Annotated in this window: 15 protein-coding genes, 2 pseudogenes and 1 riboswitch; of the genes and pseudogenes, 10 read left to right on the forward strand and 7 right to left on the reverse strand. The window is 70.7% G+C overall.

Annotation, left to right across the window (positions count from 1 at the left end; all coding sequences use genetic code 11):
• Positions 1–182, forward strand: a 182-nt coding sequence (locus tag ACZ6YG_RS38430; protein ID WP_466020685.1) for a hypothetical protein, incomplete at its 5' end; no start/stop codon positions are given.
• Here the strand turns inward: ACZ6YG_RS38430 and ACZ6YG_RS38435 are convergent.
• Positions 183–1,619: a sensor histidine kinase gene (locus ACZ6YG_RS38435; protein ID WP_466020686.1), complete on the reverse strand. Its 1,437-nt coding sequence runs from the start codon at positions 1,617–1,619 to the stop codon at positions 183–185. It lies immediately after the preceding gene.
• 6 nt (positions 1,620–1,625) lie between these two features.
• Positions 1,626–2,309, reverse strand: a complete 684-nt coding sequence (locus ACZ6YG_RS38440) for a response regulator transcription factor (RefSeq protein ID WP_148035004.1) — start codon at positions 2,307–2,309, stop codon at positions 1,626–1,628.
• 169 nt (positions 2,310–2,478) lie between these two features.
• Here ACZ6YG_RS38440 and ACZ6YG_RS38445 point away from each other — a divergent pair, with 169 nt between their 5' ends.
• Genes ACZ6YG_RS38445 through ACZ6YG_RS38455 form a run of 3 tightly spaced genes read left to right on the forward strand, consistent with a single transcriptional unit; the run spans position 2,479 to position 5,499 of the window.
• Entirely contained in the window at positions 2,479–3,510 is a 1,032-nt protein-coding gene (locus ACZ6YG_RS38445) for a tripartite tricarboxylate transporter substrate-binding protein (protein ID WP_222709214.1), read from the forward strand.
• A gap of 1 nt (position 3,511) precedes the next feature.
• Positions 3,512–3,973 carry a tripartite tricarboxylate transporter TctB family protein gene (locus tag ACZ6YG_RS38450; RefSeq protein ID WP_148035005.1) on the forward strand — a complete coding sequence of 154 codons (462 nt, stop codon included), beginning with the start codon at positions 3,512–3,514 and terminating at the stop codon, positions 3,971–3,973.
• Between the two features lie 20 nt (positions 3,974–3,993).
• On the forward strand, positions 3,994–5,499 hold the full coding sequence (locus tag ACZ6YG_RS38455; protein ID WP_148035006.1) for a tripartite tricarboxylate transporter permease: 1,506 nt from the start codon (positions 3,994–3,996) through the stop codon (positions 5,497–5,499).
• On the opposite strand, the gene ACZ6YG_RS38460 is transcribed toward ACZ6YG_RS38455, so the two are convergent.
• Positions 5,483–6,136, reverse strand: coding sequence for a YoaK family protein (locus ACZ6YG_RS38460; protein ID WP_219545970.1), 654 nt, complete (start codon positions 6,134–6,136; stop codon positions 5,483–5,485). The genes ACZ6YG_RS38455 and ACZ6YG_RS38460 overlap by 17 nt on opposite strands.
• Positions 6,137–6,287: 151 nt before the next feature.
• A riboswitch (guanidine-III (ykkC-III) riboswitch) is annotated at positions 6,288–6,353 on the forward strand.
• A gap of 19 nt (positions 6,354–6,372) precedes the next feature.
• Between ACZ6YG_RS38460 and ACZ6YG_RS38465 the strand changes: the two genes are divergently transcribed.
• Positions 6,373–6,696 (forward strand): DMT family transporter, encoded by a 324-nt coding sequence (locus ACZ6YG_RS38465; protein WP_219545971.1) that lies wholly within the window; start codon positions 6,373–6,375, stop codon positions 6,694–6,696.
• 29 nt (positions 6,697–6,725) lie between these two features.
• Positions 6,726–7,037 (forward strand): ATP-binding protein, encoded by a 312-nt coding sequence (locus ACZ6YG_RS38470; protein ID WP_466020687.1) that lies wholly within the window; start codon positions 6,726–6,728, stop codon positions 7,035–7,037.
• A gap of 59 nt (positions 7,038–7,096) precedes the next feature.
• On the opposite strand, the gene ACZ6YG_RS38475 is transcribed toward ACZ6YG_RS38470, so the two are convergent.
• The 3 genes from ACZ6YG_RS38475 to ACZ6YG_RS38485 form a co-directional block, all read right to left on the reverse strand.
• Positions 7,097–7,675, reverse strand: coding sequence for a dihydrofolate reductase family protein (locus ACZ6YG_RS38475; RefSeq protein ID WP_466020688.1), 579 nt, complete (start codon positions 7,673–7,675; stop codon positions 7,097–7,099).
• 111 nt (positions 7,676–7,786) lie between these two features.
• The gene (locus ACZ6YG_RS38480) at positions 7,787–8,839 is read right to left on the reverse strand and encodes a hypothetical protein (protein ID WP_148035012.1); all 1,053 of its coding nucleotides are present in this window, start codon (positions 8,837–8,839) and stop codon (positions 7,787–7,789) included.
• Positions 8,840–8,991: 152 nt separating this feature from the next.
• Positions 8,992–9,411, reverse strand: a complete 420-nt coding sequence (locus ACZ6YG_RS38485; RefSeq protein ID WP_148035013.1) for a DoxX family protein — start codon at positions 9,409–9,411, stop codon at positions 8,992–8,994.
• Between the two features lie 441 nt (positions 9,412–9,852).
• On the opposite strand from ACZ6YG_RS38485, the pseudogene ACZ6YG_RS38490 reads away from it, so the two are divergent.
• From ACZ6YG_RS38490 to ACZ6YG_RS38500, 3 genes and pseudogenes are all read left to right on the forward strand, one after another.
• A pseudogene (locus tag ACZ6YG_RS38490) lies at positions 9,853–10,020 on the forward strand (multicopper oxidase domain-containing protein); the annotation flags it as partial.
• A 38-nt stretch (positions 10,021–10,058) separates the two neighbouring features.
• A complete protein-coding gene (locus ACZ6YG_RS38495; RefSeq protein WP_466020689.1) occupies positions 10,059–10,217 on the forward strand; it encodes a multicopper oxidase domain-containing protein in 159 nt (52 codons plus the stop codon).
• A gap of 64 nt (positions 10,218–10,281) precedes the next feature.
• Positions 10,282–10,848 carry a hypothetical protein gene (locus tag ACZ6YG_RS38500; RefSeq protein WP_466020690.1) on the forward strand — a complete coding sequence of 189 codons (567 nt, stop codon included), beginning with the start codon at positions 10,282–10,284 and terminating at the stop codon, positions 10,846–10,848.
• A 270-nt stretch (positions 10,849–11,118) separates the two neighbouring features.
• On the opposite strand, the gene ACZ6YG_RS38505 is transcribed toward ACZ6YG_RS38500, so the two are convergent.
• The gene (locus tag ACZ6YG_RS38505; RefSeq protein ID WP_466020691.1) at positions 11,119–11,676 is read right to left on the reverse strand and encodes a restriction endonuclease; all 558 of its coding nucleotides are present in this window, start codon (positions 11,674–11,676) and stop codon (positions 11,119–11,121) included.
• A 187-nt stretch (positions 11,677–11,863) separates the two neighbouring features.
• Here ACZ6YG_RS38505 and ACZ6YG_RS38510 point away from each other — a divergent pair.
• A pseudogene (locus ACZ6YG_RS38510) lies at positions 11,864–13,121 on the forward strand (RNA-guided endonuclease InsQ/TnpB family protein).
• Positions 13,122–13,197: the final 76 nt, after the last annotated feature.

Here is a 13,197-nt window from a genome sequence, read left to right on the forward strand (position 1 = left end):
TGACCGCCGCCCGCCACGACCGCACCACCCTGATCATCGCCCACCGCCTGTCGACCATCCGCACCGCCGACCGCATCGTCGTCCTGGACGGCGGCATCGTCGCCGAAGCCGGGACGCACGACGAGCTCCTCGCCGCCCGAGGCGCCTACACGCGGCTCCTCGCCACCCAGCTCACCGGCTGATCAGGCCGGAGCACCGGACGACGCTTCCAGCCGCGGTGCGACCGGCAGCGCGACCACCGCGGCGAACCCGTACCCGGACCCGTCCGGGCGCGGCAGGCCGTCCTCCAGCCGCAGCTCGCCACCGGCCGCGCCGACCAGGTCGGCGCAGATCGCCAGGCCCAGGCCGGTCCCGGACACGTTCTGGTGGCGCGGCGAGCGCCAGAACCGCCGCAGTGCCTGGGCCCGCTCGGACGCCTCGATCCCCTGCCCGTCGTCGCGCACCGCGATCGTGACCACGCCCCCGCCCGCGGGGACGGCCCGGGCGGTGACCTCCACCACCCGGGCGTCCGACAGCCGCAACGCGTTGCTGATGAGCTCGTCCAGGATGCTGCCCAGCCCGCCGGTGGGCTCCAGCAGCCGCAGCCCCGGCGGCACGTCGACCGCGAGCGTCTGCCCGGCCGTCGCCGTCAGCGCCCGCCACCGCTCCACCCGGGTCGCCAGCACCGCGTCGAGGTCCACCGGGGACGCCGTCCGGATGCTCTCCATCCGCGCGCTGGCCTGCAGCGAGTTCAGCAGCCGCTGCATGGCCTTCAGCTCGTCCACGGCGACGTCGTACACCTGCCGCCCGTCACCGGCGGCGCGCAGGTGCGGTTCGAGGCTCTCCACCGCGAGCCGGAGGCTGGTCAGCGGGTTGCGCAGCTGGTGGGAGGCGTCGGAGACGAACGCCCGCTGCCGCTGCACGGCGTTCTCGACCGCGTCCATCATGGTGTTGAACGACTCCGCCAGCCGCCGCAGCTCGGCGGGCCCGGCCTCGGCGTCGGCCCGGATGGTGAGGTCGCCCTGCGAGATCCGCGAGCTCGCCGCGTCCAGCTCCCGCACCGGCCGCAGCACCCACGCCGACACCGGCCAGGCGACCGCCATCAGCGCGACCAGCGGCAGCAGCCCGATCCCGGCGAGCTGGGCCCAGCGCAGCATGATGCGCCCGCGCGTCTTCGACAGGTCGGAGATCGTCACGATGGCGCCGACCACCTCGCTGTCGCGGCCCACCGGCTCCGCGACCACGAGCGCCGACCCGGCCCACGGCGCCCAGTCACCGGACGGTTCGGGCCGAGCCCCGGCCAGCGCGGCGGTGACGATCGGGCCCATGCCCGGCTCGCTTCGCGCCGCCTCCCGGTAGGCGTCCCTGGGCCCGAGCAGCACGGTGCCTGAGGTGTCGATCACCGCGACCGGGATGCCGTAGAGCTCGTGGTAGCGGGCCAGCTCCAGCTGGAGCGCCTCGGTCCGCCCGGTCGACAGCGCGGTCTCGGCCAGCGACGCGAACCGGCCGACGTCGTTCAGCCGGTCGACGTACGTCTCCTGCACCTCCCGCTCGGCCACCGTGACGCTGAGGGGAACCCCGAGCGCGGCGACGAGCATCACCGCGAGGGGCACCAGGACGACGAGCAGCCGGCGGTGCACGGCGCGTCAGCCGGTCGGCTCCGGCCGGTCGGCCAGGAGCCTGTAGCCGACCCCGTGGACGGTGCGGATGACCACGGCCGGGCCGATCTTCTGCCGCAGCGCGGCGATGTGGGTGTCGAGGGTGCGGCTCGACGACTCCCAGGTCGCGCCCCAGATCTGGTCGAGGATGACGTCGCGGCTGACCACGTTGGGCGCCCGCCGGGCCAGCAGCAGGAGCAGCTCGAACTCCTTGCGGGTGAGCGTCACGGGCGTGTCGTCGACGGTGACCTCGCGGGTGCCGACGCCGATGCGCATCGGGCCGAGGAGGAGCGGCTCGTCGGGGGCGCTCAGGGCGCGGGCCACCCGGGTGCGCCGCAGCACGGCGTCGATCCGGGCCAGCAGCTCGGGGATGCCGAACGGCTTGACGATGTAGTCGTCGGCGCCGGCGCGCAGGCCGCGGACCCGCTCGTGCTCCTCGGAGCGCGCCGTGACGGCGATGACGGCGGTCTCGGGGCGGTCGCGCAGCTTGCGGATCACGTCGAGCCCGTCGCCGTCGGGCAGGCCCAGGTCGACCAGGACGACGTCGGACGGGGCCGCGCGCACGGCCTCCGCGGCGGTGGCGAGGCGGTGGACCTCGAAGCCCGCCTGGGCCAGGACGGTCACCAGACCCCGGGCCACGCGGTCGTCATCCTCGATGATGGTGATCCGCATACCGGATTGTACGGCCCGGTCCGACTCCGTTGTTAACCAGTTCTTGGGATTTTCCTGACATCTGGCGCATTCCTTGGGATTCCTCTGACACTATCCGCGCCCGTACCAGCCCAGACTGAGGCCGCGCACTCACCCAAGAACGCGAATGCGCCGAAGAGGAGGCCGCGACATGAGAACGACCAGCAGGTACCGGGCCGCCGCGCGGATGATCGCCGTCATCGGCGTCGTCTCGCTGGCCGCCGCCTGTGCGGGCAACGGGGGCGACGGGGGCACCACCGGCGGCGGCGACACCGCGGGCTACCCGGAGCAGAACATCACCTTCGTCGTGCCGTTCAGCGCGGGCGGCCCGACCGACACGGTCACCCGCATGATCGCCGAGCCGATGGCGGCCAAGCTCGGCGCCAAGATCGTCGTACAGAACGTCGAGGGCGCGGGCGGCACCGTCGGGGCCGGCGAGGTCGCGCGGGCCGAACCCGACGGCTACACCGTGCTCATGCACCACATCGGCATGTCGACGGCGCCCGCCCTCTACCAGAACCTCGGCTACCAGCCGCTGGAGAGCTTCGAGACGGTCGGGCTCGTCACCGAGGTGCCGATGACGGTCGTCGCCCGCAAGGACTTCGCGCCCGCGACGCTCCAGGACCTCGTGACCCACGTGAAGGCGAACGCCGACAAGGTCACGCTGGCCAACGCCGGCATCGGCGCCGCGTCCCACCTGTGCGGGCTGCTGTTCCAGACCGCCGCGGGCGTCAAGCTGCAGGAGGTCCCGTACGAGGGCACCGGCCCCGCGCTGACCGACCTCGTCGGCGGCCAGGTCGACTTCATGTGCGACCAGACGACCAACACCAGCGGCCAGATCTCCGCGGGCGAGGTCAAGGCGTACGCGGTCACCACGCCGGAGCGGGTCAAGAGCCTGCCCGACCTGCCGACCACGGCCGAGGCGGGGCTGCCCGGCCTGGAGGTCAGCGTGTGGCACGGCCTCTACGTGCCGAAGGGCACCCCGCAGGACGTCGTCCAGAAGCTGTCCGAGGCGCTGAAGACGGCGCTGGCCGACCAGAAGGTCGTCGACCAGATGGCCAAGCTCGGCACCGCGCCGGTCCCGGCCGAGAGCGCCACCCCCGAGGCGCACCGGACCAAGCTCCAGGAGCAGCTCGGCACCTGGGCGAAGGTCATCGCCGACGCCGGGATCAAGGCTTCCTGACGTGGAGCACCGCCGGTCATTCCCCGACGTCCTCGCCGGGGGGATCTTCGTCCTGATCGGTGGCGCGTTCGTGGTGGGGTCGCTCGGCTACGAGCTGGGCACCCCGCTGCGGATGGGCCCCGGCGCCTTCCCGCTGCTCGTCGGCGCGCTCGTGGCCGCCCTGGGCCTGGCGATCGTGGTCAAGGGGCTGGTCGCCGGCGAGATGATCGCCTTCGGCACGATCCCCTGGCGCGCGGTCGCCGTCATCACGCTCGCGCTGATGTTCTTCGGATTCACCGTACGGGGCCTCGGGTTCGTGCCGACGTCGGCCGTCACCGCCCTGCTCACCACGCTGGCCAGTAAGCACGTACGGCCGCTCACCGCCGTGGTCGTCGCGGCCGGGCTCACCGTGGCCAGCACGCTCATCTTCGTCGTCGGCCTCCAGCTGCGGATCCCGCTCTGGGGCCCGTGGCTCGGATTCTGACGCGGCATCCGGATTGAGGCATGGACCTACTCGAAAACCTCGCGCTCGGCCTCTCGACCGCTCTCCTGCTCCAGAACGTCCTCTGGTGCTTCGTGGGAGTGCTGCTCGGGACGATGGTCGGCGTGCTGCCCGGCATCGGGCCGACGGCGACGGTGGCGATGCTGCTGCCGATCACCTTCAGCTTCGAGCCGGTGACGGCGCTGATCATGCTGGCCGGCATCTACTACGGCGCGCAGTACGGCGGCTCGACCACCGCCATCCTGATCAACCTGCCCGGTGAGTCGTCCGCGGCCGTCACCGCGCTGGACGGGCACGAGATGGCCCGCCAGGGCAGGGCCGGCGCCGCCCTGGCCACCGCGGCGATCGGATCCTTCATCGCGGGCACGGTCGCCACGGTCGTGCTGGCCGTCGCGGCGCCGCCGCTGGCCCGCGTCGCGTTGCAGTTCGGCCCCGCCGAGTACTTCGCGCTGGTGCTGTTCGGCCTGATCGTGTCGATCGCGCTGGCGCGCGGCACCGCGCTCAAGGCCCTCGCGATGATCTTCCTGGGCGTCCTGCTCGGCACGGTCGGCCAGGACATCTACACCGGCACCCCCCGCTTCACCTTCGACCAGCGCGAGCTGTACGGCGGGATCGACTTCGTGTCGGTCGCCGTCGGCATGTTCGGCGTGGCCGAGATCCTGCGCAACCTGGAGAACGAGCAGACGCGCACGGCGATCGTCGACAAGGTGCGGAACCTCTGGCCGACCCGGGAGGACCGGCGCCGCATCGTCGCCCCCATCCTGCGCGGCACCGGTCTCGGCGCGGCGCTCGGGGTCCTGCCCGGCGGCGGCCACGTGCTGGCCTCGTTCACCTCGTACGCCGTCGAGAAGCGGATCTCGAAGCGGCCGCAGGAGTTCGGGCACGGCGCGATCGAGGGCGTCGCCGGCCCCGAGTCGGCGAACAACGCCGCGGCGCAGACGTCGTTCATCCCGCTGCTCACCCTGGGCCTGCCGGCCCACCCGGTGATGGCGCTGATGATCGGCGCGTTCATCGTGCACGGCATCACCCCCGGCCCGAACGTCATCACCGACGAGCCCGCGCTGTTCTGGGGCCTGATCGCGTCGATGTGGATCGGCAACGTGCTGCTCGTGCTGCTGAACCTGCCGCTGATCGGCATGTGGGTGCGCATGCTGCGCATCCCGTACCAGGTGCTGTTCCCGATGATCATCCTGTTCGCCTCGATCGGCACGTACTCCCTGGGGTTCAACGCCTACGACGTCTACGCGATCGTGCTCTTCGGGCTCCTGGGCTACATCCTGATCAAGTGCGGCTGCGAGCCGGCCCCGCTGCTGCTCGGCTTCGTCCTCGGCCCCCTGCTGGAGGAGAACCTGCGGCGAGCGCTCATCATCTCCCGCGGCGACGCGTCGGTCTTCCTGACCCGGCCGATCTCCGCGGCGCTCCTGGCCCTGTCGGTGGCGGCGCTCGCCCTCTCCGTCCTCCCGGCGATCCGCAAGCGCCGCGAGCAGGTGTTCACCGAGGACGAGTGAGCCCGGCCATCGTGAGGGCGGCGAGCACGGTGACGAGCGGGATGGCCGGCAGCGCGGCGGGGACCAGCGTGACCACCAGGGTCCCCGCCGCCGCCCCGACCACGACCGCCGTCAGGATGGCGATGTCGCGCACCATGGCCCCCGCCAGGCCGCCGGAGGTGAGCAGGGCGGCGATGACGCCGGTCAGCGTCCCCGTCAGGTACGTCGTCGACACCACCCGGCGGCCGCCCAGGGCGCGCATCGCCGCGCTCTGCAACCCCATGGCCATCGCCGTCAGAACCAGCAGGACGTGCAGCGCCACGGCGGACGGGCGGCCACCGGTCACCTCCCAGCCCACCGCGAACGCCACCAGCGCGAGCAGCTCCGCACCGAGCACCGCGATCATCCCGCCGCGGCCCGCGACGCCGGTGCCGGCGGCGACCCCCAGCACGTACCCGATGACCGCGGTGACGGTGGTGAGCAGGTGCGCGAGGTCGGCGGTGCCGATCGCGTAGCCGGACACCACCAGGTTGCCGGTCATGACACTGCTGAACACCCCGCCGAGCCGGATGAAACTGGCCGCGTCGACCGCTCCGGTGCCGACGGTGAGCACGACGGCCATGGCGGTGAGCGGAAGGTCCAGCCGCTCGCGCCCCATCAGCGGCGCGTCACGGGCCCACGACCGTCCCGCATCGCACCCTCCCCACACCCGACGTCACACTCCGCACCCATTCCACCACGAAGCGCCACCACATGCCTGACACGCGCGGCCGATGGAATGCGGGCGCGGTCGCCGCCGTTGTCGGAAATGCGAGCCCGACCATGGGTCCGCCCGGACGAGACGCGCCGTACCCGGCCTGCGAAGACGACGCTCCTTTCATGGAAGGAGCCGTCATGGCTTGGATCATGCTGGTCGCCGCGGGTCTCTTCGAGATCGCCATGGCCTACGCGCTCAAGCAGAGCAACGGGTTCTCGCAGTTGCTGCCGAGCATCGGTTTCGTCGTCTTCGCCGTGCTCAGCTTCGGTCTGCTCGCGCTCGCACTCAAGACCCTCGACGTCGGTACGGCCTATGCCGTATGGACAGGCATCGGCGCGGTCGGGACCGCCGCGCTGGGCATGATCCTGCTGGGAGAGAGCGTGTCCCTCCTGAAGCTCGCCTCGATCACCCTCATCATCGCCGGCGTCGTCGGCCTCAACCTGGCGAGCGGGGGCCACTGACGGGCCCGGATCCCGAGGACGCCTTTCCGATGCCCGGCAACCAGTCGTTCGTGGACGAGCTCAGGCAGCTGTTACGCAGATCCAGAGGCGGGACGTTCCTCGTCACCGGGTTCCGCGGGGTGGGCAAGAGCACCGTGGTGGCCAGGGCGCTGCACGCGATCGAGAAGGACGGCGAGCAGGGAGAGATCGTCGTCCTGTCCATCCGGCTGGACGGCTGGACGGCTGGACGGTCTGCGTCCACAACCTGGACACGACGAGCGGGACGGAGATCTCCTACGCCGAGGGCGACGAGTTCCACGGACTCCCGCCCGGAGCCGTCGTGGACCTGCATCCGGGGATGACACTCCGCCTGGCCGGCCGGGCGACGATCACCTATCGCGGCCGCGACTCCTGACCGCCGTCACCGGCGGACCTGGTAAGCCAGGTGGAGCACCCGGTCGCCCTGGATCACCACGTGCGGGTCCTCCAGCAGGTGCTGAGCGTCGACCGAGCCGAAGTAGCGCTTGCCCGAGCCGAAGACCACCGGCACGACGTCCATCGCCACCTCGTCCACCAGCCCGAGGGCCAGCGCCTGCCCGCCGACGTCGCCCGCCGCCACGGCGACCGTGCGCTCCCCCGCGAGTGCCCTCGCCTTGGCGACCGCCCGCGCCACGTCGTCGACGAAGTGGTAGGACGCCTCCGGGTGCCAGCCCTCGGGCTTGGGCCGGTGCGACACCACGACGACGTGCTCGCCGGCCGGCGGGCGTCCCTCCCAGCCGTTCGTGATGTCGAACAGGTGACGGCCGATCACCATCGCCCCCATGCCGGCCCAGATCGGCCTGACGTACGCGGCCGAGGCCCGCGAGACCTTCATCGCGCCGCCTTCGACGAGCGGGACGTCGCCGTTGCCGTACCACTCGAACAGCGGGCCTACCTCATCGGCGGCGTCGGCGATGAAACCGTCCACCGACACGACGTTGTGCATGACCACGGTGCTCATGAGATCTCCCAGGGTGTGTGACTATTTCGTCCTTTCACCCATGCGTCGAACGCACACCGCCGGAACAGACACCGCACCGGGAAAATCTCGTCAGCCGGCTCGCCCCGGACGTCAAGTCAGTGTGCCGGTGACGCGCCACAGGTCGTAGCTCCACAGCGAGGCGCACGTCCCCGCGCAACTCTCGGTGAAGATGACCGTGAGCGATCCGCTGTCGGGCAGCGTGCCGTATACGGTACGCACGATGCCGGCGTTGTGGTTGCGGGGCAGACCGGTGAGCGCGGGGTCGATGACGCCCTCGACGCGCCAGGAGCCGCCGCCGTTCCAGATGGACGCGCCGTCGATGCTGGCCACCTGGAGCGAGGCGCCGATCTGCTTCGGGGCGACGGTCGGGTACGGGTGCTGCTCACGTACGGCGTAGAAGCGGTCACGGGAGGGGTCATAGGCGACGTCGAAGTTGTTGAGCACGTCGGGCTTCCCGTCGCTCCCGGTCAGCCCGGCCCTGGTGACCTCGACGGCGGGGCCGACCACGGGGGCGGACATGTCGGCCAGGGTGATGTCGCGCCGGTACGCCCGAGTCCCGCCGGGACCGCCCGCGGTGTAGAACAGCAGCAGCCGGCCGGCGGCGGGATCGACGGCGGTGACCGCGGGCTGGCCGGCGCCCCACGCGGCGGGGTCGTCGAAGGGGAACGCCACGACGGGCTTCGGATACTTCACCCACGGCCCGTCGAGGGTCTTGGCGAAGGCCACGCCGATCTGGTTGTGGGCGCTGGCGTTCACGTCGTTGCCCAGGTAGAACATCGCGTAGCCGTACGTGACGCCCTGATGTCGAGCGGTGACCGCGACGACGGCGGGGTCGCAGTTGTGGTACTTGTCCCAGCCAGTGCCACCGGAGGCGATGACCCGCCGGTCGCCGACGATCTTCCCGCCGGACCGGCGAGTGTGCCAGATGTCGTCCTTGATCTTGCCGTCGGTGGTGTTGTGACAGGTCCAATAGTGCTCGGTGGCGCCCTGTTCGATCGCGGCGGGAGCGTACGCGTAGAGCTTGCCCTTCGGATCATAGACCTGCTGGGCCGCCCCTGGTTCCCACCCGGCGGCGGCGTGCGCGGGCGCCGGCAGGAGCGAACCGGCGAGCACGAACAAGCAGGTCAGCCCGCGAACCAGCATGGCGGCTCCTTCATGTGGAGGGGACGGCTTCGTCGCCGGTCAGCGCGATGCTTTCATGACCTGCCGCGTTCCGGTCGCCGAACCCGAATTCGTCATCCAAGCCGGCGACATACGCGGCTCGCTCCACTTCGGCACGTCCTGACCGTTCGCCGTCAGCTCCGGTTTCCCGCGAGCGCACGAGAAGGCATGAGCGCCGAGGACAGCGCCCAGCGGCCGGGCCCGAGTGCGGCGACGAGCAGGAAGCCCCAGCAGAAGAGCGCGGCCTTCTCGCCGCCGTTCTCGATCGGGAACAGCGCCTGCGGCTGGTGGACGACGAAGTAGGCGTAGGCCATGGTGCCCGAGCAGACGACGGCGGCGGCGCGGGTTGCCAGCCCGAGGAGGACGAGGACGCCGCCGATCAGCTGGATGACGGCCGCCCACCAGTCCGGCCACTGCCCGACGCCGGGCACCTGGCCGTGGGGCCCGCCCAGCACGTCGAAGAGCGTCGCCACGCCGTGACAGGCGAACAGCAGGCCTATCACGATCCGGTACAGGGCCAGGAACAGCCCTTGGTCCTTGACCAGCGATTCCACAGAGGTGTCCTTTCGACGAAGGGTTGCTGGTGCCGTTCTCCGGGACGCTTTGGGAGCGCTCCCAAAGGGTCTCTGTACGGAACCCGCCCGTCAACGCCGCGCCTCCCGCGGGAGATCCCGCCGTCGGCTGCCACGCGCCCCACAAGGCGGAACACCACAACCGCGACCTCGTAGAAGATGAAAATTTCAACTACACGACTCCCCCTCACCGACCATGAAAGTTTCATGATCCACAGTGGCGACCTCACGAGATGGTGGAAGTCGGGCGAAAGCGGAGTGGGGGCGATCGATGATCCGGGTTCTGCTCGCGGAGGACATGCACATGGTCCACGGCGCTCTGGTCGCGCTTCCGCCCCCGCGAGCGATCCGGCCGCCTTCCGCGTACCACCCCTGCTCGAACGCGAGATCGGCGAGGACGGGACGCGGACCTTCGCACTGACGATGCGGCGCGGCCGTACCGAGCTCCTGCCGGGCAGACCGGCCGAGACCTGGGGCTTCAACGGCCCTCACCTCGGCCCGACGATCCGGGCGGCGCGCGGCGACGAGGTCCGCATGACGGTCACCAACCGCCTGGCCGAGACCAGCACCGTGCACTGGCACGGCATGCGCCTGCCCGCCAGCCGCCGAAGAGCACGGCGCGGCTGGCGGTGCGGTTCGGGACGTTCACGGACCCGGCGACGCCGTACATGTACCACTGGCACATCCTGCGGCACGAGGACTCGGGGATGATGGGCCAGTTCGTGATCGTGGAACCGGGCACGGAGCACCAGGTGTCCCGCACGATCACGGCCCATCATCACCCGTGAGGGTTGAGACCCATGCCGGTTCGGTAGGCCCTGGATGAACGCACGACGACTCAAGGGACGAGGCATGTCGCAACCTGGCTATTGGCACGTGGCCGACGGCACTCCCGTGACGGCGGCGAAGGCCCGGGAGATCTGGGCCCGTGAGGCGTATCCCCTGCTCGTGGACGTGGCGCGCACGTATCGCGCGGTCATCACCTACAAGGAACTCGCCGACAGGATTCAGGAGACCTCGGGGATCCGTACCAGGGCGTTACTCCATAACTGGATCGGCCGCGTCCTGAGCGAGGTGCTGCGGGAAGCTCACCGCCGCGGCGACCCGCCGCTCACGGCGCTTGTGGTACACACCGATGACGGCATGGTGGGCGAGGGCTACAAAGAAGTGCTCGAGGTCGCCGGCGAACCGCCGGCGGGCAACGCCTTAGATCGCGAGCTGCACGCCGCTCGCTCGAGGTTGGAGTGCTATCGGCACTTCGGCGCGATCTTGCCCCCGGATGGCGGCGTTCCCGCGCTCGCCCCTCGATATCAATCGGCCGTCGATCGTCGGCGAGCACACTCCGAGAAGCCTCCGCGGGTCTGCTCCCGCTGCTTCATGCAGCTTCCCGCGACGGGCGTATGCGACACCTGCGGGTAGCGGCACGACTCCAAGCCCACCGCCGGCGCGGCGCACCGTAGTGCTCCAGGAATCTCGACACCGCCGTCTTGAACGACCGAGCTGGACGGCTCCATCAGTTTCCGAGGATCTTCACATCTCATCGAGATTGGCAGCCTCCCCGGAGTGCACCGGACTATCAAGTTACTAACATCAATGTTAGTAACATCCGTGTTAGCAACATGTCCGCGCTCCGCCTCGGCCCGGCGACAACGTGCCTACCAGGGTGGCCCGGAGGATCTGCGGGCGTGCTCATGTGGCTTCCTCCTCCGTCAGCATCCCGGCGGACCTCGCAGGCAAGAGCGAGACCGCGCCCAGCAGCCAGTCCGCGAGCCGGTCGCGTTCGACCAGGATGAGCGGCTCCCGCGCGCCCAGGGCTTCGAGCCTGGCCTGCTTGGTGAGACCGGCGGAGGTGACCAGGACGCCGGTGTGGCCCGCGAAGGTGTTGGCCAGCGCGCCGAGGAAGTCGCGTACGTCGCGGGCGCCGACCGGCTTGCCGTAGCGCTTGCACTGGATGGCGTAGCGGCCGTGGCCCGGAGCGAGGGCTGTGATATCCACCCCGCGGTCACCGGCACCGCCGCGCTGACGGACCTGGCGGAACCCGTCGGCGATCATGCGTTCGGCGACAAGGTGCTCGAACTCGGGCCCCGACATCCGGTCGACCTTCTCCAGCTCGACGTTGGCGGCCAGGAAGCGCTGTCTCTCTGCCCGGATCATGCGCTGCCGGAGAACGAGTCCGCCGGCGAGTAACACGCCGAGCAGGCAGGTGATCCCCAGGGCCCAGCCGGGGTGTTCGGCGGCGAACCACACGCCCGCGACGCAGACTACCGCGGCTGCCCGCTGCCTCCTTCGTGCACTCTTCCCTCTCCTGGAGCACCTCGCCATCAGATTCTCCCGAGGGGACCGTCGCCTTCAGGCGACGGGGAATCGGGAGCGGGAGGGCCGCCAGAGCCGCCAGAGCCGAGCGTGCCCTGACTTGTCAGGTCCGCGCATAGGGATGTCCTTCCGGGGTTTTGTCGGCGCCAGCCGATACTGTGGTGCTGTCGTTACCGAATGTGACAGGAGGTGGGGTGTGCGCAGGTCGTTGAAGTTCCTGCTGCGCCCCACCCGCCACCAGGAGATCGCTCTCACCGCGTGTCTGGAGGACCACCGGCAGCTCTACAACGCCGCCCTGGAACACCGCCGCACCGCCTACGCCAAGGCGCGCGTGAGCGTCCGGTACGGCGACCAGTCCGCCGAGCTGAAACACATCCGCGCCGACGACACCGGCGGGCAGGGCCGCTGGTCCTTCTCCTCCCAGCAGGCCACCCTGCGACGCCTCGACAAGGCGTTCGCCGCGTTCTTCCGCCGGGTCAAGGCCGGGCACACCCCGGGCTTCCCGCGTTTCAAAGGGCGCGGCTGGTTCGACACCGTCGAGTGGCCCAAGGACGGCGACGGCTGCCGGTGGGACTCCCAGCCCGAACACCCAAAAGCGACCTTCGTCCGGCTCCAAGGAATCGGCCACGTCCGCGTCCACCAGCACCGGCCCGTACGCGGCCGGGTCAAGACGATCGCCGTCAAGCGCGAGGGCTCCCGCTGGTACGTGGTCCTGTCGTGCGACAACGTGCCCGTCGGCTCACTGCCTGCGACAGGCGCGATGGCCGGGATCGACATGGGCATCGCCTCGCTCCTCACCACCTCCGACGGCGTGCACGTGGCGAACCCACGTCACCTGGCCGCCACCGCCGGCCGCCTCGCGGACGCGCAGCGCGACTTGGCCCGCAAGCGGCGCGGCTCCCGGCGGCGGCGCAAGGCGGTGGCCCGCGTCGCTGCCCTGCACGGCAAGGTCCGCCGTCAGCGCGGACCACGCGCACAAGGCCGCGCTCGCCCTGGTCCGCGCCTACGACGTGATCGTGCACGAAGACCTGCGGATCACGAACATGACCTGCGGCGCGTCCGGCACGATCGAGGCTCCCGGCCGGAACGTCGCCCAGAAGTCGGGCCTCAACCGTTCGATTCTGGACGCGGGCTGGGGGGTGTTCCTGACGATCCTGTCGCACAAGGCTGAAAGCGCCGGTCGAGAGCTGATCGCGGTGAACCCCGCCGGCACCTCCCGCACATGCTCACGTTGCGGGCACTGCGCGAAGGCGAACCGCGTCACCCAGGCCGAGTTCCGGTGCGTGTCGTGCGGGCATGCCGCGCACGCCGACGTGAACGCGGCGGTCAACATCGTGAGGGCAGGGCTTGCCCTTCGCCAGGCTGCGGAAGCGGCTTAGCGAGAAGCCGCTCCCTTCAGGGAGCGGAGGAGTCACGGTGCCTCCTCGATGAGTGGTCCCGAAGGCAAGTGTGAGC

This window comes from Nonomuraea sp. NPDC054003 (assembly GCF_055585125.1).

Bases quoted from the DNA above. Each gene is read 5' to 3' on its own strand.
- ACZ6YG_RS38440 (WP_148035004.1), bottom strand. From the start codon at position 2,309: ATGCGGATCACCATCATCGAGGATGACGACCGCGTGGCCCGGGGTCTG.
- ACZ6YG_RS38445 (WP_222709214.1), top strand. From the start codon at position 2,479: ATGAGAACGACCAGCAGGTACCGGGCCGCCGCGCGGATGATCGCCGTC.
- ACZ6YG_RS38455 (WP_148035006.1), top strand. From the start codon at position 3,994: ATGGACCTACTCGAAAACCTCGCGCTCGGCCTCTCGACCGCTCTCCTG.
- ACZ6YG_RS38460 (WP_219545970.1), bottom strand. From the start codon at position 6,136: ATGGGGCGCGAGCGGCTGGACCTTCCGCTCACCGCCATGGCCGTCGTG.
- ACZ6YG_RS38465 (WP_219545971.1), top strand. From the start codon at position 6,373: ATGGCTTGGATCATGCTGGTCGCCGCGGGTCTCTTCGAGATCGCCATG.
- ACZ6YG_RS38470 (WP_466020687.1), top strand. From the start codon at position 6,726: ATGCCCGGCAACCAGTCGTTCGTGGACGAGCTCAGGCAGCTGTTACGC.
- ACZ6YG_RS38475 (WP_466020688.1), bottom strand. From the start codon at position 7,675: ATGAGCACCGTGGTCATGCACAACGTCGTGTCGGTGGACGGTTTCATC.
- ACZ6YG_RS38480 (WP_148035012.1), bottom strand. From the start codon at position 8,839: ATGCTGGTTCGCGGGCTGACCTGCTTGTTCGTGCTCGCCGGTTCGCTC.
- ACZ6YG_RS38500 (WP_466020690.1), top strand. From the start codon at position 10,282: ATGTCGCAACCTGGCTATTGGCACGTGGCCGACGGCACTCCCGTGACG.